A 22,037-nucleotide genomic window follows, 5' to 3' on the forward strand; every position below is an offset into this window, starting at 1 on the left:
GTCCCCCTCCGGAGGAACGGCGGGCGCTTGGCCGGGGCCCTTGCCAGGTCAGCAGCGGTGCGCGGGCCTGTCGCGGGTCACCAGGTCGGTGTCGCCGGCGGTCCCGTCCAGCCACAGGACACGGCCCGCCGCGCCGGCGGCGAACAGCGCCTGCTCCCCGCGGTTGCAGGAGTAGCGCTCAAGGGCCCCGCCGGTGACCGGAACCTGGTAGATCTTCGTCAGGTTCGCGTTCTCCAGCGTGGTCCCGTCCGGCTGCACGCCGACGGTCACCCGCGACTCGCTCGCGTCGAGCCAGGTGGCGTACGGCGCCTGCGGCCCGTCCGGCACGACCGGCGTCTGGCCGGTGCCGTCCAGGGCGGCCCGCATGACGCCCATCCGGCCGTCGCGGTCGGCGTCGTAGAGCCAGACGACGTGCCCGGCGGTCAGCGCCGGGCGGATCGACAGCGACGGGATCGCGCCGGTCGGCGGCACCTCGGGCACCACGACCTCCTTGCCGGTCGCCAGGTCGTGCACGACGGGCGTGCTGTGACCGCCGCCGGAGCCGAAGCTCACCCGCACGTAGACGAGCCGGCCGCCGGTGACCGACGGCATGTACCCGGCCACGCCCTGGTCGGCGGTGAGGTTGACCGGGGCGGCGTTCCCGCGCTTGAGCCACAGCTCGACCTCGCCGGTCGCGGGGTCCTCGCCGGACCAGGCCACGGCGTCGCCCGAGACCGCGACGGCGTAGACGTAGCCCGTGGTCTCGTGCAGGACGGTGGACGGCGCCGAGGCGTCGAGCGGCCGGGAGCGGACCTGGAAGCGGCCCGACGCGGCGTCGAGGGCGACCCACGCGGCGCGCCTGCCGTCAGTGGCGGGCGTCCAGTCCCAGCGGCCGTCGTCGGACACGGTGGTCGCGGGGCCGCCGCTCACGCGTCCGGTCCTGATGACGGTGGGGCCGTTCGCGTCGGGGGTGTTGTCGGTGACGGCGTACCGGTCACCGGCCAGGGCGGGCGGGTCGATGGCGTCGGTGAGGCCGTCCAGGACGACGCGGCTGTCGGTGCGGATCAGCCGCTCCCAGCCGGGCCTGATGCCGTGCCGCTCGAAGGCCAGCGCGATCGCCAGCCGCTCGCGCGCCGGCAGCCGGGCGGCGCGGGCGGCCGACTCGACGGCGCGGCGGCCGTCGGCGAAGTCGTCGAGCGGGGTCATGTACTCCGTCAGCGCCTTGTAGACGATCTTGTCGAAGCCGGCGCCGAGCTTCTCCCTGACGTCCCACAGGGCGCCGGAGAAGATCGTGGAGTTGAGGTGCACGCCGCCCGCGTCGATCGCGGTGGTGACGCCGAGGTAGTCCTCGGCGGCGTCGCGGTCGTCGTCGAGGTCGCGGGTGGCGCATTGGGCGGGCGGCAGGCTCTTGCACAGGTCCTCGCCGAGCAGGCTGGCGTCGGGGTCGCTCATCGGGATGCCGAGCGCGCCGGTCTGGATGGCGTTGCCGAAGTAGTCGGCCAGGCCCTCGTTCATCGCGCCCGACTGGCCCTGGTATACCAGGTCGGCGCTGTGGGTGATGACGCCGTGGGTCATCTCGTGGCCGACGACGTCGAGGCCGGCGGCGAAGGAGTGCAGGTCGGCGCCGCCGCCGCCGTAGACCATCTTGGTGCCGTCCCAGAAGGCGTTCTCGAACGGGCTGCCGTAGTAGGTGACATTGACGACCGAGTACATCGTGCCGCCCTTGCCGTCGAGCCCGTCGCGGCCGAGCCCCTTGTAGTACTCGTAGACCTTGCCCGCGCCCCACTGGGCGTCCACGGCTCCGCTCTCGGTGTGCTCGGGGCCGAAGGCGGGCGTGGGCGACTTGGCGAGCTCGGTGCCCGCCGGCACGCCGGGGTCGAGGAACTGCTGCACGTCGGCGCCGGCGGCGTCGTAGGTGAGGATCTCGCCGGTGGTGCCGTTCCACATCGGGCGGGCGCGGTCGCGCAGCTCGTACGCGCCGTCGGCCCGCTGGTAGACGTTGAGCGGGACGGTCCTGCCGTGCGCGGTCTGCCCGCTGCCGGTCGCCGGGCCTTCCATGCGCAGCCGGTCCAGGGCGAACAGCGGGCGGCCGGAGTGGGCGTCCACGTAGGCGTCCAGCAGGACGGGCCGCTTCCTGGCCGCGTCGGCGCCGGTCAGGGTGACGTGCCAGGCCAGCACGCCCTTGCCGCGCGGCAGCACGACGAGCTCGCCGGGCGTGGCCTTGACCGTGGCGCGGACCTGGTCGTCCCGGACGAGCCGGGCGCGGGCCAGCCGGGCCGCCAGGGCGGGGGTGACCGTGGGCGTGGTGTTCACGTCGAGCTCGGTGAGGAAGCGGCCGCCGGCGCCGGTCACCTCGCGGCCGGCGCCGTCCCTGCGGAAGCGCACCAGGTACTGGGCGCCGAAGACGGGCAGGTTCCGGTACCGCTGGGCGAACCTGACGGTCTCGTCCTGGCCGTTCACGACCGTGCGCAGCGGCACCAGGTCGGCGGGGTCGAGGTGGTAGCGCGGGTCGGCCAGGTGCGCCTTGGCCGCGGCGACGAGGTCGGCCCCGGCGGCGGGCTCGGCCAGCCCGCTCACCTCGGCGGGGGCCCGGGTGCCGGCCCGGGACTCCACCTGCGGCTGCGGCGGGTCGTCAGCCGCCGCGACACCGGGAACGGCCAGCGCGAGCGACAGGGCTGCGGCCGTGAGGACGAAGGGACGCCAGGACACGACACCTCCAGGTGTGGCGTAGGGGGTCTGGCGTCCACGATCATCACAGCAATATTGACAAACAGACAAATCACAATTTGATTACCGAAAATGTAAATTTCCGATTAGTGATGGAAATGTCGTGAATTAATGGCATTCCGCTACGGCGACAACGCGCACCGCCGCCACCGGCGACGCGCGGGCGGACGGGCGGGCACGCGGGCGTCAGAGGCGGTACACCCGGCGGGCGTTGCCCGAGCCGATCATGTGGGCGATCCTGGCCGCGTCGGCCGGGCTCCACTCCCCCGCCTCCAGCCTGGCCAGCAGGGCCGCGCCCAGCGCCTGCCGGTGGTACAGGGCGCCGAGGTAGCCGGTCTCGGCCACGCCGCGGCAACCGGAGCTGAACAGCTGTTTGTGGAACGGCGCCAGCTCCAGCAGCTCGTCCATGACGCGGGCCGAGGCGGCGGCGTGCGGCAGGGCCGGGCCGACGTCGACGTAGACGTGCGGGTAGACGCCCGCCAGGTAGGCGGCGGTGCGGTGGTAGGGGTAGCAGTCGAGCAGGATGACCGGCACGCCGAGGGGCTGCAACGCGTCCATGAGGGCGCTGAGCCTGGCCGGGTCCGTACGGTGCAGGTCGGGGCCGCGCCCGCCGAACCCGGCCTGGAACTGGACCGGCAGCCCCCGCTCGCGGGCCACGTCGATCGCGCTCCACAGCAGGTGGCGCAGCAGCACCGGGTCGGTCAGCGGCCGTTTGGGGTCGGCCAGGCGGCGGTTGGCGCCGGCGATGACCGAGCCGGTGCTCGGCCTGGCCGGGTCGAAGTCGAGCCCGCAGCGGCCCGCGATGACCGTCTTGAGCCCGACCGCCCTGGCGGCCCTGGCCGACAGCTCGTCGGCCAGGCCGTCGAGGTAGTCGACGGCGAGCTGCGCCGACTCGGCGACGTCCTGCTCGATCTGCTCGATCCGGACGATCTCGTCGGCGGCGGCTCCGCCGTGGCGGCCCATCTCGGCCGCCGACAGCAGGTCGATGTCCTCGTCGCCGGTGTCCACCAGGAACGCCACCACCCCGGCCCCGGCCAGCAGGCGCCGGTTGACCTCGCCGGCGCCCAGCTCGGCCCGCCGGGCGAGGTAGACGGCCGGGGGCGCGTGCGGCTCCAGGCCGAGCAGCGGGGCGCACCAGCGGCGCAGGCTCATGCCGAACGGCGAGTCGAAATGCGTGGTGCCGGGCGGGGCCGGGGCGCCGCCGGCGTTGATCAGCGGCTCGAACTGGGCCCGGGTCAGGTCGTCCCGGCGAACCCCGTGACAGTGGTGGTCGACGAGCGGGGCGAGCAGCGCGTCACGCACCGTGTCGGGCAGGGCTACGGGGAGCATGCGGAGACTCTAGGGGAGCCCCGCACGCCCCCGCGGACGTTTTGCCCTACGACAGGAACACCCTGCCCCTTCCCAGACGAACCGGCCCGGGTCAGCGCCGGGTGAGGCGCAGCACGTTCGCGATGATCTTCGCGCCCGCGCCGCCCTCCTGGGTGAGGATCGACTCGGGGTGGAACTGCACGGCGAAGCGCCGCCGCTCGACGTCCTCGATGGCCATGACGTTGCCGTCGGGCGTGAGCGCGGTCGGGGTGAAGCCGACCACGCCGGGCCGCTTGGCGTGCAGCGAGTGGTAGCGGGCCGCGGTGAACTCCTCGGGCAGCCCCGCCAGCAGCGCGCTGTCGCCGAGGCGGCTGACCTGGCCGCGCTTGCCGTGCTCGGGGTAGTCGAGCAGCTCCAGCGAGCCGCCGGCGTGCTCGACCATGGCCTGCAGGCCCAGGCACACGCCGAAGACGGGCAGGTCGCGGGCGTAGATCTCGTCGATGAGCGCCGCCATGCCGAAGTCGGACGGCCAGCCGGGGCCGGGCGAGAGCACGACCAGGTCGGGCGCGACGTCGTCGATGGTGTGGGCCGGGAAGCCGTGGCGCAGCGTCACCACGTCGGCCCCCTCCTGGCGGAAGTAGTCGGCCAGCGTGTTGACGAAGGAGTCCTCGTGGTCGACGAGCAGCACCTTCATGCCGGCCCCCGGCTGCTCCCTGACCACGGCGGGCGGGACGGCGCCGGGCTGGTTGACCGCGGCCAGGGCGCCGAGCAGGGCGCTGGCCTTGAGCTCGGTCTCGCGCTCCTCGGCCTCGGGGTCGGAGTCGAACAGCAGGGTCGCCCCGGCCCGGACGGTGGCCACGCCGTTCTTGATCTGGGCGGTGCGCAGGGTCAGGCCGGTGTTCATGGAGCCGTCGAAGCCGATGAAGCCGATGGCGCCGCCGTACCAGCGGCGGGTGGTGGCCTCGTGGTCCTCGATGAACTGCATGGCCCACGTCTTGGGGGCGCCGGTGACGGTGACGGCCCACATGTGGGTGAGGAAGGCGTCGAGGGCGTCGAACTCGGGACGCAGCCGGCCCTCGATGTGGTCGACGGTGTGGATCAGGCGCGAGTAGAGCTCGATCTGGCGGCGGCCGATGACCTTGACCGTGCCGGGGACGCAGATGCGCGACTTGTCGTTGCGGTCGACGTCGGTGCACATGGTCAGCTCCGACTCCTCCTTGACGCTGCTCAGGAGGGTGCGGATGGCCTCGGCGTCCTCGACCGGGTTGCTGCCGCGGGCGATGGTGCCGGAGATGGGGCAGGTCTCGACGCGGTCGCCGTTGACCCGGACGTACATCTCGGGCGAGGCGCCCACGAGGTGCTCGCCGTCGCCGAGGCTGATGATGAACTCGTACGGCGCCGGGTTGCTGTGGCGCAGGCTGCGGTAGAAGGCCGACGGGTCGGTGCAGACGGCGTGGAAGACCTGGCCGGGCACGACCTCGAACAGGTCGCCGCGCTTGAACCGCTCCTTGGCGGCGGCCACGACCTTGGCGTACTCGCCGCGCACGGGGTCCTTCGGCAGCTCGCCGGGGACGACCTGCGGGACGGAGGTGCCGGTGCGCTCCAGGCCGCGGGTGGTGGCGCCGTCGACGGTGAACTCGTAGCGGTACTCGACGCTGGTCTCGCGCTGGCGGTCGATGACGACGATCCGGTCGGGCAGGTGGAGCACCAGGTCGCGCTGGTCGTCGGGACGGGCCAGCTCCTGCCGGATGGGCTCGAACTGGAAGGCCAGGTCGTAGCCGAAGGAGCCGTAGAGGCCGAGGTGGGGGTCGTCGCCCGCGAAGGCGGCGATGACCTCGCGGATCGCGGTGAACACGGTGGGCCGGCGGCTGCGCATCTCCTCCGGCAGCAGGTCCTCGGACTCGGGGACGTGCACCTCGACGCGGTCGGGCGTCGGCTCGCTGACCGGCTTGCCCGCGGCCAGCAGGCAGGAGGCCACCGCGGGCAGCACGACCCTGCCGCGCTCGTTGAGCGCGGTCGCCGAGATGACCCGCCCCTTGGCGACCAGCTCCAGGCAGGGGTCGACGTAGCCGAAGGCCCATCGGCTGTAGCGGCCCGGGTAGTCCATGCCCGACGAGAAGGCGCCGCCGCGCCGCTCGCCGAGCGCGGTGACGATCTCTTCGAGCGCCTCTTCCGACACGTCGCGTGCCTCGCGCTCGACGCCGACGCCCCCGGCGGTGGTATATCCGCTGCTCTCCACTTGCTGCCCCTTACCACGTCACATCATGAGGCCCCGGGGGCGGACACGAGAAAGGCCGCCATCCGGGGCGGCCGTCCTTTGAGAGGAATGCGAAAACGCGCCGCCTAGGAGCGGCGCCACCACTGGATCTGAGGGCGATTTCGCATGCCCCCAGGTTAACCGCCGGACCAAGATCGCGCAACGCGACACCCGCTCCGGCAGTGACAAACGGCGGGTAATGGATCTAGCCTCGACGTCCATGGAACGGCCCTGGGCGTGGCGTCCGGTGACGGTGACCGCGGTCCTGACCGCCGGCGTGGCCCTCGCACTGAGCCCCTGGTACGGCTACCACCGCGACGAGCTGTACTTCCGGGTCCTGGCCGGCCACCCGGCCTGGGGGTACGTCGACCAGCCCCCGCTGACGCCGATGCTGGCCAAGGCGGCGCTCGGGCTGTTCGGCGACACGGTGACGGCGCTGCGGGTGTTCCCCGCGCTGGCCGCGGCGGCCGTGGTCGTGCTGGTGGCGCTGGTGGCCCGGGAGCTGGGCGGCGACCGGCTCGCCCAGACGATGGCCGCCGTGGGCGCGGCGACCGGGGCGTACACGCTGATCGCGGCGCACACGCTGCTGACGGTCAGCTTCGACCTGCCGCTGTGGACGGCGGCGATCCTGTTCGCGCTCCGGGCGCTGCTGCGCGGGCAGCCGCGCTGGTGGCTCGCGGCGGGCGCGGTGATCGGGCTGGCCACCTACAACAAGCACCTTATCGCGCTGCTGGTGCTGGGCCTGGCGGCGGGCCTGCTGATCGCCGGGCCGCGGCGGGCGCTGGCCGGGCCGTGGTTGTGGGGCGGCGCGCTGCTCGCCGCCGTGCTGGCCGCGCCGAACCTGGTCTACCAGGCCACGCACGGCTGGCCGCAGTTGTCGATGGCCGCCGCGCTCAGCGCCGACAAGGGCGCCGAGATGCGGGTGATGTTCGTGCCGATGCAGCTCACGCTGTTCGGGCCGGTGGTGTCGGTGGTCGCGGCGCTGGGGTTCGTCCGGTTGTGGCGCGACCGGCGGGTGCGGGCGCTGGCCGTGGCCTATCCGGTGACGGCGGTGCTGACGCTGGTCAGCGGCGGGCGCTTCGACTACACCGCGGGGCTGATCGTGGCGCTGTTCGCGGCCGGGTGCGTGAGCGTGTCGCGGGCGCGGGCCGGGCGGGTGCGCGCGGCGTGGGCGTTCCTCGCGGTCAACGCGGCGGCCTGCGCGGTGCTCGCGCTGCCGCTCGTGCCGGTCGGCGCGCTGGCCGGCACGCCGGTGCCGGCGATCAACGAGGTGGCCCGCGAGTCGGTCGGCTGGCCGCGCTTCGCCGCGGCCGTCGGCGGCGTGCTGCGGGCGCTGCCGCCGGACGAGCGGGCCCGCGCGGTGGTCGTGACGGGCAACTACGGCGAGTACGGCGCCCTTGCCCGGGCGGGCCTGACCCGCGTGTACTCCGGCCACAACCAGCTCTGGGCGTACGGCCCGCCGCCGGACGACGCGACCGTGACGATCCTGGTGAACGCGGGCGGCCGGGCCCGCGCGATGTTCGGCTCCTGCGAGCAGAAGGCCCGCGTGGACAACGGCGCGGACGTCGACAACGAGGAGCAGGGCATGCCGGTGTGGCTGTGCCGGGATCCCGTGCGGCCGTGGTCCGCCACCTGGCCGATGTGGCGACATTTCAGCTGACCACATTACATTTCGGGACTTATCCGAGCTTGTTAGGATCAGCGCCCTTGCTTTCCCGACAGGATCTCTTCACCCTTCTCGACAGAGGCGGAAAGATCACCTCTTCCTCACCGTCGTGAACGTCGTGAAGGAGAGCACGTGCGCAACACCCTCACCTGGCGTGCGATCCTGACCGGGATCGTCACCGCCGCCGCCCTGGCCGTCCCCCAGGCCCCGGCGCACGCGGCGCCCGATCCCGGCAAGATCTCCCAGGCCGTCCAGGCCGACCTGGACGAGGACGGCAAGGCCACCTTCTGGGTCCGGATGAAGGGCACCGCCGACCTCGGCGCCGCCCGCCGGGCCGCCACCAAACGGGCCAGGACGCAGCTGGTCTACCAGGCCAAGACCGAGCGGGCCAAGGCTTCGCAGGCCGGGCTGGTCAAGCTGCTGGAGGCCCAGAAGGCCGACTACACCTCGTACTGGATCGTCGACGCCGTACGGGTGACCGCGGACGCCAAGCTGGCGGCGGCGATCAGCGAGCTGCCCGAGGTGGACCGGATCGACCCGGTCACCGTCGTGGCGCTGCCCGAGCCGGTGACCGGCCGGGCCGAGCCCAGGGCCGGCGCGGTCGAGTGGAACGTCGACCGGATCGGCGCCCCGCGGGTGTGGAGCGAGCTGGGCGACCGGGGCGAGGGCATCGTGGTCGCCTCGATCGACTCCGGCGTCCAGTACGACCACCCCGACCTGGCCGCGAGCTACCGGGGCAGGAACCCCGACGGCTCCTACACCCACGACTACAACTGGTTCGACCCGGCGCGCGTCTGCCCGTCGGCGGCGCCGTGCGACAACAACGGCCACGGCACGCACGTCATGGGCACGATGGCGGGCGCGAACGGCATCGGCGTGGCGCCCGGCGTGCGCTGGATCGCCGCCAAGGGCTGCGAGGTCAACACCTGCACCGACGCCTCGCTGCTGGCCGCCGGCCAGTGGGTGCTGGCCCCGACCGACCTGAACGGCGCCAACCCGCGTCCCGACCTCGCGCCGGACATCGTCAACAACTCGTGGGGCGGCAACGGGTTCGACCCCTGGTACGTCGAGACCGTCCAGGCGTGGGTGGCCGCGGGCATCTTCCCCGCCTTCGCCAACGGCAACGAGGGCCCGGCCTGCCGCACCAGCGGCTCGCCCGGCCAGTACGCCATCAGCTACAGCGCGGGCGGCTTCGATGTCAACAACGTGCTGTACGCCAGGTCGAGCAAGGGCGAGGGCCAGGACGGCGAGATCAAGCCGAACATCGCGGCCCCCGCGGTGAACGTGCGCTCCTCGGTCCCGGACGACGACTACGACTCCTACACCGGCACCTCGATGGCCTCGCCGCACGTGGCCGCCACGGTGGCGCTGATCTGGTCGGCGGCGCCCCGGCTGCAGGGCGACGTGGCCGCGACCCGGCCGCTGCTGGACCGCACGGCGATCGACGTGGCCGACACGAGCTGCGGCGGCACCGCGGCCGACAACAACGTCTGGGGCGAGGGCCGCCTGGACGCCTACGCCGCCGTCCAGGCCGCGCCGGACGAGGGGCTGGGCGAGCTGCGCGGCACGGTCACCGCGGCGGGCGAGCCGGTGCCGGGCGTGACGGTCAAGGTGACCGGGCCGCTGGCCCGCTCGGTGGTCACCGGCCAGGACGGCACGTACACGATCCCGCGCCTGCTGCCCGGCGAGTACGCGCTGACGGCGGAGAAGTTCGGCTACGACCGCGGGAGCGCCACGGCCACGGTGACCGCCGATCAGGTCACGACCGGCGACGTGACGCTCGTCCGGCAGCCGTCCGGCACGCTGTCGGGCACGGTCAGCACGGCCGGCGTGCCCGAGCCGGGCGCGACCGTGGCCGCCGGCGGCACGCCGGTGAGCGCGGTCACCGACGCCTCCGGCCGGTACACGATGACGCTGCCGCGCGGGACGTACACGCTGACGGTCACGCCGGTCTCGCGCTGCTCCAGCGGCGCGAGCGCGCAGGTCGCCGTGGACGGCGACACGGTGAGGGACGTGGAGCTGCCGCTGCGCGGCGACGGCTTCGGCTACACCTGCCGGGCGGCGGCGCAGCCGTACGTCGCCGGGACCGAGAAGCTGGCGCTGACCGGCGACGACGAGGCCGTGCAGGTGACGCTGCCGTTCGCCGTCCCGTTCTACGGCACCGGGCAGTCCAGGGCGTGGATCAGCACGAACGGGTTCGTCACCTTCGCCGCCGACCGGGTCACCACGGGCAGCAACAGCCGCCTGCCGGGCACGGGCACGCCGAACAACGCGGTCTACCCGTACTGGGACGACCTGAAGGTGGACGCCGAGGCGGGCGTCTACACCGGCGTGGTAGGCACCGCCCCGCACCGCCAGTACGTCGTGGAGTGGCGCAACGTCACCTTCTACAGCGCGACCGGCGAGCGGGTGTCGTTCGCGGCGCTGCTGGGCGAGGACGGCTCGGTCTCCTTCCGGTACAAGGACGTCGAGAGCGAGCGTGACCAGGGCTCCAGCGCCACGGTCGGCATCGAGAACGCGGCCGGCACGGACGCGCTGCTCTACTCCTACGAGGAGGCGGCGCTGGCCACCGGCCGCGGCGTGACGTTCACCGCGAGCCGGCACGGCCTGGTGACCGGCGTGGTCACCGACGCCAACGACGGCCAGCCGCTGGCCGGGGCGTCGGTGAAGCTGGGCGACGCGGCCTCGTTCACGACCGGCGCGGACGGGTCGTTCTTCGGGCAGGTCCCGGCGGGCGACCACGACGTGGTGGTGGCCAAGGAGAACTACGGCACCTTCACCAAGCCCGTCACGGTCGCGCCCGGCACGCTGACCAGGATCGACACCGCTCTGGTCACCGGCCGGGTGAGCGCCTCGGCCGCCGAGCTGACCGCGGTGACGCCCGCCGGGGCGACCAGGACGCGCACGCTGGAGCTGACGAACCTGGGCTCCCCCACCGCCTACACGGTGACCAGCGACGCCGACTGGGCGTCGGTCACGCCGCAGGCGGGCGAGCTGGCCAAGGGCCAGAAGGCGACGCTGCGGGTGACGCTCTCCGCCGCCGGGGTGACGCCCGGCGGGATGCGCACCGGCAAGCTGGTCGTCAAGTCGGCCAGCGGGCGGCAGCCGGCCATCGAGATCAAGGTGACCGTGGTGGTGCCCAAGTTCCAGGTGGCCGTCGACGCCGGCGGGTCGAAGGCGCTGACCGACGCCGACGGCGACGCCTGGTCGCCCGACCGCCGCTGGACCCAGGGCGGGTACGGCTACGTGGCGACCTCGTCCAAGACGGCGAGCACGTCCAGGACCATCGCGGGCACCGCCGACCAGGCGCTGTTTCGGACGGCCAGGGAGGGCATGCTGGAGTACCGGTTCGACGGCGTGCCCGCCGGGACGTACACGGTGGAGCTGGACTTCGCCGAGGTGAAGAGCACGCAGATGGGCAAGCGGGTCTTCGACGTGCTCGTCGAGGGCCAGCTCGCGATCCCGGCGCTGGACCTGGCGCTGGAGGCGGGCACGTACACGGCGGTGGCCAGGCAGTACACGGTGAAGGTGACCGACGGTCAGCTCAACGTGCGCTTCGCCGCCCGGCAGGGGGCCACGCTGGTCAACGGCGTGCGCGTCTCCGAGCGCCCGGACAAGGCGCTGCCCTGACCGTCCGGGGTCCCGCCGTTCCTGGTGCGGCGGGGCCCCGGGCCGGCGGCCGGTCCCGGCCGGATCGGCGGCCGGTCCCGGCCGGATCGGTGGCCGGGACCGGCGGCGGGCCTGAAGAAGGGGCCGGGAACCGGGCCTGGGTCAGGGGGCGGCGGTCGGCAGCGGGGCGAGGTCGGGGCGCTTGGGCGCGACGCCGTCGCCCGAGGAGCGGCGGTTGATGCGCCTGCCGATCCACGGGCCGAGGTAGGTCCTGGCCCAGCGCAGGTCCTCGCGGCGGGCGGCCGTCCAGACCGGCGGCCGCCTGGCCGGGTACGCCTCGCGCCAGTCCTCCGCCACCGGCACGCCGAGCACCTCGGCGGCCCGCAGCGCCACCCGGCGGTGGCCGTCGGGGCTGAGGTGCAGGCGGTCGGCGTTCCAGGCGCGCGGGTCGCGCAGGACCTGCATCGGCCACAGGTCCACCAGCAGCGCGTCGTAGCGGCGGGCGATGTCGTGGATGTGCAGGTTGTAGACCTCGATCTTGGAGTGGGCCAGCCGCATCACCGGCACGTGCCGCAGGTCGAAGCCGGTGAACATGAGCACCCGGCTGCCCGCCTCGGTGAGCGTCCTGACGCCCGCCTCCAGCCGCCTGGCCACGGACGCCGGTCCGCTGCCCGGCCGCAGGATGTCGTTGCCCCCGGCGCACAGCGAGACCAGGTCGGCGCCGAGCTCGACCGCCTTCGGCACCTGCTCCGACACGATCTGCTCGATCAGCCGGCCGCGGACGGCGAGGTTGGCGTACCGCAGTCCGGGCTCCCCGGCCTGGCGGCGGTCGGCCTCGATGTGCTCGGCCAGCCGGTCGGCCCAGCCGCGGAACCCGTGGTCGGCCGGGTCCTCAAGTCCTTCGGTGAAGCTGTCCCCTAGGGCGACATACGAAGTGATTCGTCCCATGACCGGATAGTTTGCCAAGGACCTTTGTCCCTACGCGACCGTAACCCCCGGCTACCACCTGTCCCGTCACATCTGTTACTGGTTAGGACATGAGACGCGTGCGGCTGCGGCGGGACATCCCCGTCCCGATGCCCGACGGTGTGACGCTGCTGGCCGACCACTACGCCCCGGCTCATGGGCGGCCGGCCCCGGCGGTGCTGATCCGCTCGCCGTACGGCCGGCGCGGCCTGTTCGGCTGGATGTACGGCCGCGGCTTCGCCAGGAACGGCTTCCACGTGCTCATCCAGAGCTGCCGCGGCGGCTTCGGCTCCGGCGGCAGCCTCGACCCGCTCGGCGACGAGCACGACGACGGCCTGGCCACCATCGCCTGGCTGCGCCGGCAGCCCTGGTACGGCGGCTCGTTCGCCATGTTCGGCCCCTCCTACCTGGGTTACGCCCAATGGGCCGTCGCCGCCGAGGCCGGGCCCGAGCTCAAGGCCATGGCCACGCAGATCACCGCCTCCCAGTTCAGGGACGCCGCCTACGTGGGCGGCGCGTTCGCGCTGGAGTCGACGCTGAGCTGGACCACGCTGACCGACACCATGACGCGCCGCTTCGTCGGCGGGGCCGCGATGCTGACCGCCCCCAGGCTGACCCGCCGGGCCGTGTTGTCGGGGCGGCCGGTGGCCGAGCTGGACGTGGCCTCGGCGGGCCGGCCGCTGCGCTTCTTCCGCGACCTGCTGGCCCACCACGCCGACCCGGCGGTGCCGTACTGGCACAAGCGCGACTTCTCCCTCAAGGTCGGCGAGGTGGAGGCGGCGGTCACCATGCTCGGCGGCTGGTACGACGTCTTCCTGCCCTGGCAGCTCAAGGACTACGCGGCGATGCGGGCGGCCGGGCGGCGGCCGTACCTGACGATCGGGCCCTGGTACCACGTCGACTCCCGGCACGGGCGGCCCTCGATGGCCGAGGCGCTGGCCTGGTTCCGCGCCCACCTCATGGACGACCCGTCCGGCCTGCGGACCGACCCGGTGCGGCTGTACGTCACCGGGGCCGGCGAGTGGCGCGACTACCCCGACTGGCCGGTGCCGGGCGTGCGGGAGCAGCGCTGGCACCTGCGGCCGGGCGGCGGGCTGGACCCGCGCGAGCCCGAGGAGGACGGGTCCGACCGGTTCCGCTACCACCCCGCCCACCCGACGCCGGCGATCGGCGGCCCCGTGCTGCTGGCCGACTCCAGGCCGCGTGACCAGCGCCGCCTGGAGGCCCGGCGCGACGTGCTGGTCTACAGCTCCGCGGCGCTGGAGGCCGACGTGGAGATGATCGGCCCGGTGCACGCCGACGTCTACGTCCGGTCCAGCACGCCGCACGTGGACGTCGTGGTCCGGGTCTGCGACGTGCACCCCGACGGGCGCTCGCTCAACCTGTGCGAGGGCGTGCGCCGGCTGGGCCCGCACACCGCCGACGAAGGGAACGGCGACGGTGTGCGCCGGGTACGGGTGGAGTTGTGGCCGATCGGCCACCGGTTCCGCCGCGACCACCGGATCCGGGTGCACGTGGCGGCCGGCGCGTACCCGACGATCGCCCGCAACCCGGGCACCGGCGAGCCGGTGGGCGCGCCCGGCGGCCCGATGGTGCCGGCCGACGTCGAGGTGTTCCACTCCCCCGCCCGCCCCTCGGCCGTGGTGCTGCCGCTGTGCGCGCCGCGCGGCTGATGTCGCTGGTCCTGCTGTTGCAGGCCAGGGGCGGGATGACGGCGGCCGAGCTGGCCAGGGAGCTGGAGGTCTCCGAGCGCACGGTGCACCGCGACGTGCTGGCGCTGTCGGAGGCGGGCGTGCCGGTCTACGCCGACCGCGGGCGCGGCGGCGGCTACCGGCTGCTGGACGGCTACCGCACCCGGCTGACCGGGCTGGACCGGGCCGAGGCCGAGGCGCTGTTCCTGTCGGGGGTGCCCGCGGCGCTGCGCGAGATGGGGTTGCAGGAGGTGGCCGCGACGGCCCGGCTCAAGGCCGCCGCGGCGCTGTCCCCCTCGCTGCGCGACGCGCCGGCCACGGCCGCGCAGCGTTTCCACCTGGACGCGCCCGGCTGGTACGCCGCCGACACGCCGCCGCCCCCGGCGCTGGCCCCGCTGGCCAGGGCGGTGTGGAACGACCTGCCGGTCACCGTGGTCTACAAGGAGCGCACGCGGGAGCTGGAGCCGTACGGGCTGGTGCTGAAGGCGGGCGCCTGGTACCTGGTGGCCCGCCTGCGCGAACGGTTCCTGATCTTCCGGGTGGACCGCATGGGGGACGTCCGCGCCCGCGAGCCGCGTTTCGAGCGGGACGCGGACTTCGACCTGGCCGCGTTCTGGGCCGGGCAGGCGGCCGAGTTCAGCCGTTCCCTGCTCAGGGACGTGATCACGTTGCGGCTGACCCCGGCCGGCCGGCGCATGCTGCGGTACGTCGCCGACCCGGCCGCCCTGGACGACGCGCTGGCCTCGCTCCAGCCGGACGGGACCGTGCGGCTGGCCGTGGAGTCGGTGCAGGTGGCCTTCACCCAGGTGCTGCGGTTCGGCCCGGAGGCCGAGGTGCTGGCGCCGGAGGAGCTGCGCGCCCAGGTCGCCGACGCCGCCGCCCGCATGGCCGATCTCTACCGGCGCTGAGAACGCCCGCGTGGCTGGGCTTCCACCGGCTGCGAAGGGCTGCCCGGCCGCGTGGCGGGCGTCAGCGGTAGTCCTCCCAGCCGCCTTCGCCGCCCTTCTCCATGACCTCGGCGATGTAGCGCCACACCTGCGGCCGGCTGCCGTCCACGTCGGTGACGCCGTACGCCTCGGCCAGCTCGCCGCTGGTCACCGAGGACCCCGACCACCTGCGCCGGTCGGGGTCCTGGGCGAGGGCGGCCACGCCGCGACCGACGTAGGCGGGGGTCTCGGAGACCATCCACGCGCTGTCCGCCTTCGCCTCGCGCCAGTTCTCCTCGGTGACGCCGAAGCCGTCCAGCATCGCCTCCGAGCGCAGGAACCCGGGCGTGACGGCCACCGCCGTCCCGCCGTACGGGCGCAGCTCGTGGGACCAGGCGAAGGCCAGCCGGTTGACCGACAGCTTGGCCAGGTCGAAGTAGACGTTCTCGCGGTAGCGGGTCCGGTGGAACTCCCAGGTGCCGTCGGTGACCTCCACGACCAGGCCGCCCTCGTGCCGGATCAGCAGCGGCAGCAGATGGCGGGCGCTGATGAGGTGGGTGTCGACGGCCAGCCTGAGCAGGCGCAGCCCGTCGTCCAGGTCCTGCTCCCAGACGGGGGTCTCCCACTTCCACAGGCGGTCGCCGCCCCACACGTCGTTGACCAGCACGTCCAGCCGGCCCTGTTCCCGCTCGACGCGGGCGGCCAGCTCGGCCACCGCCGCCGGGTCCAAAAAGTCGACGGGGACCGCGATGCCCGTCCCGCCCGCCGCGCTCACCAGCTCGGCGGTCTCCTCGATCGTCTCCGGACGGTTCATCTCCGAACGGCGCTCGCGCGTGCTCCGTCCGGCGCAGTAGACCGTCGCTCCGGCCGCCCCGAGGGCGACCGCCATTCCTCGTCCCGTTCCGCGGGTCGCGCCCGCCACCACCACAATCACGGGCACGATCGTGGCCCGAATACCCGCCACCTACTGTCATGTTTTCCGGCAGAACGCTGTGATAAGTAGTTGATTACCATGAACAGCGAATTCGAGCTCCGCGGGGTCAACCACATCGCCCTGGTCTGCTCGGACATGAAGCAGACCGTCGACTTCTACTCCGGCGTGCTGGGCATGCCGCTGATCAAGACGATCGAGCTGCCCCTGGGCTGGGGCCAGCACTTCTTCTTCGACTGCGGCGGCGGCAACGCGCTGGCCTTCTTCTGGTTCCCCGACGCGCCCGAGGGCGTGCCGGGGGTCTCGGCGCCCAGGAACCTGCCGGACCGGGGCGAGTTGCTCTCGGCGGTCGGCTCGATGAACCACATCGCCTTCGACGTGCCGCCCGAGCGCATCGAGGAGTACCGCGAGCGGCTGGTGGCCAAGGGCATCGACGTGGGCGTGCTGCTCAACCACGACGACAGCGAGTTCGGCGTGGCGCCCGCGATGCACGAGGGCGTCTTCGTCCGGTCCATCTACTTCAAGGACCCCGACGGGATCCTGGTGGAGTTCGCCGCCTGGACGCGGCCGGTCGGGCAGCCGGGCGACGTCCGGCACGAGCCCAGGACCGCCGCCGACCGGACCGTCTGATGCCGCGGCTGCGCCGGGTGCCGCCCGAGGAGGTGACCGACCCCGTCGTCCGGTTCTTCCACGACCGGCTGCTGTCGCCCGACGGCACGGGGACCGCGACCGGCTCGCCGGGCGACTGGTGGACGGTCTTCGCCCTCGACCCCAAGATCTTCCGCCACTGCGTCAAGGGTTTCCAGATCTACCGGGAGTCGCGCCTGGACCCGGTGCTGCGCGAGCTGGGGCAGACCAGGGCGGGCTGGGCGCGGCAGAGCCAGTTCGTCTACTCCCAGCACTGCAAGCAGCTCAGGGCGCTCGGCGTGCCCGAGGAGAAGGTACGGGCGGTGGCCTCCTGGCAGGTCAGCGACCGGTTCGGCGAGCTGGAGCGGGCGGTGCTGGCCTACACCGACGGCCTGGTGCTCGACGGCGGCCGGGTGCACGACGACGTGTTCGACGTGCTGCGCGCCCACCTGCCCGACGAGCAGATCCTGGAGCTGACCTACATCGTCTGCCTGTACGAGATGCACGCCACCATGGCGCGGGCGCTGCGGCTGGAGTTCGACGACCGCCCCGATCCGATCACCGAGGTGCCCGCCCCCGAGGGGTACGGCACGCGCGACATCGCCGACGAAGTGACCGTTCGTCGCGAGTAGCCGACCATTCGCCGATCGCCCGGTTCCGCGCGGCCCGGGAGCGACTTAACGTGCCGTTGGCGAGGGGTGGCTTGGTCTCACATATTGAGATTTCATCTCGACATTTAGGCCAAACCGTAATGTTCCGGACATTGGGTTTAATACCACCGGAAAGCTAATCTCCCTCCATTGACGACGTTGTCAGGAGCCGGTCAACACGCCGCTCCTGATCCCCCAATCGGAGGGCCGATGACTACCGGGGAATCCGGGCAGCCGCCGCGTACCGACCGCAGCCCGTGGAACTGGCTGCTGGTCGTGCCGATCGTGCTGCCGCTGCTGACGTTCCTGTTCAACTCCGACGAGCCGCGCCTGCTCGGCTTCCCGCTGTTCTACTGGCTGCAGCTCGCCTTCATCGTGGTCGGCGTCGGCTGCACCACGATCGTCTACAGGATGACCAAATGAGCGGGCACGTGACCGAGCTGGTCGTCTTCGGGCTGCTGTTCATCCTGGTCAGCGGCATGGGCTTCGTGGCGGCCCGCTGGCGGCGGCCCACCGACCTGGCCAGCCTCAACGAGTGGGGCCTCGGCGGCCGCAGCTTCGGCTCGTGGGTCACCTGGTTCCTGGTCGGCGGCGACCTGTACACCGCCTACACGTTCGTGGCCGTGCCCGCGCTGGTGTTCAGCTCCGGCGCGCTCGGCTTCTACGCGCTGCCCTACACCGTGGTGGTCTACCCGCTGGTGTTCCTGGTGCTGGCGCGGATGTGGTCGGTCTCGCACGTGCACGGGTTCGTCACGCCGGCCGACTTCGTCCGGGCCCGGTTCGGGTCGCCGACGCTGGCGCTGCTGATCGCCATCACCGGGCTGGTGGCCACGATGCCGTACATCGCGCTGCAGCTCGTCGGCATCGAGGCCGTGCTGAAGTCGATGGGCATCACCGGGCACCTGCCGATCATCATCGCCTTCGCGATCCTGGCGGCCTACACCTACCAGTCGGGCCTGCGCGCGCCGGCGCTGATCGCCTTCGTCAAGGACGCGCTGATCTACATCGTGATCCTCGCCGCGGTCATCTACATCCCGGCCAAGCTGGGCGGCTGGGGCAACATCTTCGACATGGCGCAGGCCAAGTTCGACAAGACCCCCGCGCCGGGCGACGGCATCCTGCTCAACGGCGCCAACCAGCTCCAGTACGTCACGCTGGCCTTCGGCTCGGCCCTGGCGCTGTTCCTCTACCCGCACAGCCTCACCGGCGTGCTGGCCTCCAAGAACCGCAACGTCATCAAGCGCAACATGTCGGCGCTGCCCGCCTACAGCTTCGTGCTCGGCCTGATCGCGCTGCTGGGCTTCATGGCCATCGCGGCCGGCACCAAGCCGGTCGGCGGCGACCCGAACACGATCGTGCCGAACCTGTTCGACCAGCTCTTCCCCGACTGGTTCGCCGGCGTGGCGTTCGCGGCCATCGGCATCGGCGCGCTGGTGCCGGCGGCGATCATGTCGATCGCGGCGGCGAACCTGTTCACCCGCAACATCTACCGCGAGTACATCAACAAGGAGGCCACCGACGCCCAGGAGGCCAACGTCTCCAAGGTCGTCTCGCTGGTGGTCAAGGTGGGCGCGGTGCTGTGCATCCTGCTGCTCGACCCGCAGTTCTCGATCGACCTGCAGCTCATCGGCGGCGTGATCATCCTGCAGACGCTGCCGTCGGTGGCGCTCGGCCTGTACACCCGCTGGTTCCACAAGGGCGGCCTGATGGCCGGCTGGGCCGCGGGCCTGGCGGCGGGCATGTGGATGCTCTACCTCATCCCCAACCCGGCCAAGGGCAAGGAGCACTTCGGCGGCTCGGCCTTCGGCCTGTCGAACCTGGGCCTGGACACCAAGATGACCATCTACGCGGGCTTCCTCGCGCTGATCGTCAACCTGGTCGTGGCCGCGGTCGCCACGCTGATCTTCCGGGCGGCCAAGGTGGCCGACGGCGCGGACGCCACCCGGCGCGGCGACTACTTCGCCGACGAGGGTGACCCAGGCGTCAAGGACCTGGACCTGGCCGGGTCCCACTGACGCTCACGGCCGCTGGAGGTAGCCGGGATCGGCCACCTCCAGCTTGGCCCGGACGGCCTGGACCAGGGCGGCGGTGACCGCGTCGTCGCCGTCGAAGCGGCCCGCGCGGACGGCGGCGGCCAGCTCGGCGTCGTCGGCCACGCCCAGCGCCGCCAGCCGCGCGGCGTGCTCGGCGGCCTGGTCCGGGCCCAGCTCGATCTCCCGCTCCACCATGGCGAGCACGTTGATCGCCACCCGCGTGTGGAAGCGCACCCGCCCCTCGACCGCGGGCAGCACGTCGTCCCGCAGGAACCCGCGGACGGCCGCGACGAGCTGCGCGGCGGTGGGCACGTCATGGGGCTGCGCCATCGGCGGCACTCCCGTCAGCTCGGCTGCGCAGCCGTACGCCCGCGCACGGCCAGTCGTCAGCCCCAGGCATAGGGATCACCGCCCTGCCTGTCAAGGCCCCCGGCCCACGGATGACCTTTCTCCACCCCCGGGACGACAGACCTCCGCCCGCGATCGGCGTGTCTCTACCGAGCCGCCCATACCGGCGGTGGCGGGCCCCCGCGCGACGATGGCACGCTTCCCGAGCGGCCCGGCCCTCCGGGGTCACGCGGACGGCCCGGACGGCTGGGAAAGTCGCCCGGCGCAGCTCCCGGCCCCCCGGCTCCCCGGGCCGCTCAGCCGCAGTCAACCCGAGGGAGCGCAGCATGAACGACGACGTACGCGTCAAGGCCTGCCGCATCAACGACCACGTGGAGCTCATCCACGACTCCTCCCCGGACGTCGTCCTGGAGATCCCGCGCCGCGACTGGCAGAACTTCCTGGAGGCGGTCAGGTCGGGCGCGTTCGAGCTGGAGGTCCTGCCCCGCAAGGCCGAGGAGAACGCGGCCTGACCCCGTCCCCTCCGAAGGGCCCGGCGGCCGCGGACGTCCCGCGGCCGCCGGGCCCTTTCCCGTGCCACGGCGCGTCTGCGCGGTCCTGGCGGCCGCGGGCGGCACGATGGGGAGCCGGTTCTGTCGGTGGGCACGCGTACGGTCGTCCCAACCGGACGGTGGGTGATATGTCGGTGACCGAGGAGCAGGCCGCAGTGCTCGCCCTGACCAGGGCCACCGCCGGGCCGTGGCACCACACCGCGCGGGTCGTGGAGGCCGCGGGCAGCGCGCTGCGGCTGGTCCGCGGCGACCTCGGCGGCCTCGGCGGGCACGACAGGGCGCACGCCGCGCGGGTCCTCGCGCGGCTGCGGCCGGGCGACCTCGGCCGGGCCGAGGCGCTCATCGCCTCCTGTCCCGCCGCGCTGGTGACGGTGCTCGACGACGACTACCCGGGCAACCTGGCCTACGCCTACAACCTCCAGCCGTTCCTGTGGGTGCGCGGCCGGCTGGAGGGCGGCGACCACCGGTCGGTGGCGGTCACCGGCGACGCCCCCGGCGCCTGCGCCGCGGCCCGCGCGCTGGCCGCGGCCGGTCTGACCGTCGTGTGCGACGGGCCGCGCACCGCCGCTGCGGCGGCGGCCGGCGGCCGCGCGATCGTCGTCGCCCCGCACGACGGTCAGCCGATGGCCGTCGTCGGCGGGCCGGGCGGCGGGCGGCCGGTCACCGGCGGGCCGGGGGTCGTCGTGGCGGTGTCGCCGTTCTGGCCGGGCACGGCCGCCACGGCCCGGACGCGGGCGGTGACCGGGCTGGTGACCAGCGGGCTGGCCGCCGCGCTCTACGCCGCCGGCGCGGGCGACGGCGAGCGGGCGGCGATGGCGCTGTCCCAGGGCAAGCACGTCTTCGCCGCGCCGGGCCTGCCCTGGACGCCCCGGCTGGCCTACCGGGGAGGAGTCACTGTCGTAGCGGGCATTGACGAGCTGGCGCGCCAGGCGGTCAATCTTGTAGATGTGACCCGGCTGACGACCGTCTTCTGACCGTGGGCGACGCCCGTGCGGTGACCGAGGCGTACCTGCAGATCTTCCGCAACGTCCCGGCCGCCGGCCCCGGCGTCTGCCGGATCTGCCACACCGGCGCCGGCGGGCCGTCCGGGCTCTGCGTCACCTGCGGGGTCACCACCCAGGGCCTGTACCGTCACACCGAGCACGTGGTGCCCGTCTCGCTGTGCGTGCGCGACGGCGACGGCGCCCAGCTGCACGCGATCGTGACCCGGCGCAGGGACCCGCCGGGCAGCGTGCGGCGGGTGCCGTTCCTGGCCGCCACCGTGGCGCGTTTCCACCGGGCCCACTCCGCGTGCCTGACCCGGCTGGCCGGCGGCCCCTTCACGATGGTCACCACCCTGCCCAGCACCCGGCTCGACCGGCCCATCGAGGTCTTCGGCCCGATGCCGCGGATCGTGGACCTGGTCGGCGACCTGCGGGGGCTGCACCGTCCGGTGCTGATGGCCGGTTCGGCGCAGGCGGCCGAGAACCTCGCGCGGCGGCGTTCGGACGAGCGGGCCTTCCAGGTGCTGGGCCGCGTCGACGGCGCGCGGGTGCTGCTGGTGGACGACCTGTTCGTCTCGGGCGCGCACGTCCAGAGCGCGGCCTCGGCGCTCTACCTGGCCGGGGCCCGGGCGGTGGTCGCGCTGGTGATCGCGCGGCTGGTCTTCCCGCGCGCCGGCGGCGAGACCGCCCGCCTGTGGGAGCGGGCCTGCGCCGAGCGGTTCGACTTCGGCCGCTGCTGCTGCGCGGGCGCGCCGACCGTTGACCGCGCAACGGATTTCGGTTGA

The 22,037-nt window shown here is 73.3% G+C and carries 17 protein-coding genes; 11 read left to right on the forward strand and 6 right to left on the reverse strand.

The window, feature by feature from the left end; all coding sequences use genetic code 11:
- Window positions 1-48: 48 nt before the first annotated feature.
- From AB0J76_RS23260 to AB0J76_RS23270, 3 genes are all read right to left on the reverse strand, one after another.
- Complete coding sequence (locus tag AB0J76_RS23260) at window positions 49-2,688, reverse strand: M4 family metallopeptidase (protein WP_364390418.1); 2,640 nt, start codon at window positions 2,686-2,688, stop codon at window positions 49-51.
- Window positions 2,689-2,892: 204 nt separating this feature from the next.
- The gene (locus AB0J76_RS23265) at window positions 2,893-4,035 is read right to left on the reverse strand and encodes an amidohydrolase family protein (RefSeq protein ID WP_352327553.1); all 1,143 of its coding nucleotides are present in this window, start codon (window positions 4,033-4,035) and stop codon (window positions 2,893-2,895) included.
- 91 nt (window positions 4,036-4,126) lie between these two features.
- A complete protein-coding gene (locus tag AB0J76_RS23270) occupies window positions 4,127-6,253 on the reverse strand; it encodes an anthranilate synthase component I (RefSeq protein WP_352327554.1) in 2,127 nt (708 codons plus the stop codon).
- A gap of 238 nt (window positions 6,254-6,491) precedes the next feature.
- Here AB0J76_RS23270 and AB0J76_RS23275 point away from each other — a divergent pair, with 238 nt between their 5' ends.
- Both AB0J76_RS23275 and AB0J76_RS23280 read left to right on the forward strand, forming a co-directional pair.
- Window positions 6,492-7,931 (forward strand): glycosyltransferase family 39 protein, encoded by a 1,440-nt coding sequence (locus tag AB0J76_RS23275; protein WP_352327555.1) that lies wholly within the window; start codon window positions 6,492-6,494, stop codon window positions 7,929-7,931.
- Between the two features lie 138 nt (window positions 7,932-8,069).
- On the forward strand, window positions 8,070-11,567 hold the full coding sequence (locus tag AB0J76_RS23280) for a S8 family serine peptidase (RefSeq protein ID WP_352327556.1): 3,498 nt from the start codon (window positions 8,070-8,072) through the stop codon (window positions 11,565-11,567).
- Between the two features lie 141 nt (window positions 11,568-11,708).
- Here the strand turns inward: AB0J76_RS23280 and AB0J76_RS23285 are convergent, their stop codons facing one another.
- Window positions 11,709-12,494, reverse strand: a complete 786-nt coding sequence (locus AB0J76_RS23285; RefSeq protein WP_352331113.1) for an SGNH/GDSL hydrolase family protein — start codon at window positions 12,492-12,494, stop codon at window positions 11,709-11,711.
- A gap of 89 nt (window positions 12,495-12,583) precedes the next feature.
- Here AB0J76_RS23285 and AB0J76_RS23290 point away from each other — a divergent pair, with 89 nt between their 5' ends.
- The gene (locus tag AB0J76_RS23290; protein WP_364390422.1) at window positions 12,584-14,185 is read left to right on the forward strand and encodes a CocE/NonD family hydrolase; all 1,602 of its coding nucleotides are present in this window, start codon (window positions 12,584-12,586) and stop codon (window positions 14,183-14,185) included.
- Window positions 14,167-15,111 carry a WYL domain-containing protein gene (locus tag AB0J76_RS23295; RefSeq protein WP_352329970.1) on the forward strand — a complete coding sequence of 315 codons (945 nt, stop codon included), beginning with the start codon at window positions 14,167-14,169 and terminating at the stop codon, window positions 15,109-15,111. The genes AB0J76_RS23290 and AB0J76_RS23295 overlap by 19 nt, the downstream gene beginning before the upstream one ends.
- Before the next feature lie 61 nt (window positions 15,112-15,172).
- On the opposite strand, the gene AB0J76_RS23300 is transcribed toward AB0J76_RS23295, so the two are convergent.
- Window positions 15,173-16,063 (reverse strand): SDR family oxidoreductase, encoded by an 891-nt coding sequence (locus AB0J76_RS23300; RefSeq protein ID WP_352329971.1) that lies wholly within the window; start codon window positions 16,061-16,063, stop codon window positions 15,173-15,175.
- Between the two features lie 78 nt (window positions 16,064-16,141).
- Here AB0J76_RS23300 and AB0J76_RS23305 point away from each other — a divergent pair, with 78 nt between their 5' ends.
- The 4 genes from AB0J76_RS23305 to mctP all read left to right on the forward strand — a co-directional run bounded on the left by AB0J76_RS23305 (window position 16,142) and on the right by mctP (window position 19,352).
- Window positions 16,142-16,690, forward strand: coding sequence for a VOC family protein (locus AB0J76_RS23305; protein WP_352329972.1), 549 nt, complete (start codon window positions 16,142-16,144; stop codon window positions 16,688-16,690).
- The gene (locus AB0J76_RS23310; RefSeq protein ID WP_352329974.1) at window positions 16,690-17,319 is read left to right on the forward strand and encodes a carboxymuconolactone decarboxylase family protein; all 630 of its coding nucleotides are present in this window, start codon (window positions 16,690-16,692) and stop codon (window positions 17,317-17,319) included. The genes AB0J76_RS23305 and AB0J76_RS23310 overlap by 1 nt, the downstream gene beginning before the upstream one ends.
- Window positions 17,320-17,547: 228 nt before the next feature.
- Window positions 17,548-17,760, forward strand: coding sequence for a DUF3311 domain-containing protein (locus tag AB0J76_RS23315; RefSeq protein WP_352329975.1), 213 nt, complete (start codon window positions 17,548-17,550; stop codon window positions 17,758-17,760).
- Window positions 17,757-19,352, forward strand: coding sequence for a monocarboxylate uptake permease MctP (mctP, locus tag AB0J76_RS23320; protein WP_352329977.1), 1,596 nt, complete (start codon window positions 17,757-17,759; stop codon window positions 19,350-19,352). Before AB0J76_RS23315 ends, mctP begins: the two co-directional genes overlap by 4 nt.
- A 3-nt stretch (window positions 19,353-19,355) precedes the next feature.
- On the opposite strand, the gene AB0J76_RS23325 is transcribed toward mctP, so the two are convergent.
- Complete coding sequence (locus AB0J76_RS23325) at window positions 19,356-19,700, reverse strand: DUF6285 domain-containing protein (protein ID WP_364390426.1); 345 nt, start codon at window positions 19,698-19,700, stop codon at window positions 19,356-19,358.
- Between the two features lie 344 nt (window positions 19,701-20,044).
- Here AB0J76_RS23325 and AB0J76_RS23330 point away from each other — a divergent pair, with 344 nt between their 5' ends.
- From AB0J76_RS23330 to AB0J76_RS23340, 3 genes are all read left to right on the forward strand, one after another.
- Window positions 20,045-20,230, forward strand: a complete 186-nt coding sequence (locus AB0J76_RS23330; protein ID WP_364390428.1) for a hypothetical protein — start codon at window positions 20,045-20,047, stop codon at window positions 20,228-20,230.
- 167 nt (window positions 20,231-20,397) lie between these two features.
- Complete coding sequence (locus AB0J76_RS23335; protein WP_364390430.1) at window positions 20,398-21,243, forward strand: hypothetical protein; 846 nt, start codon at window positions 20,398-20,400, stop codon at window positions 21,241-21,243.
- 2 nt (window positions 21,244-21,245) lie between these two features.
- Window positions 21,246-22,037: a hypothetical protein gene (locus tag AB0J76_RS23340; protein WP_352327739.1), complete on the forward strand. Its 792-nt coding sequence runs from the start codon at window positions 21,246-21,248 to the stop codon at window positions 22,035-22,037.

Origin of the sequence: Nonomuraea sp. NPDC049624 (assembly GCF_040675255.1) — a bacterium.
Lineage (GTDB): Bacteria > Actinomycetota > Actinomycetes > Streptosporangiales > Streptosporangiaceae > Nonomuraea.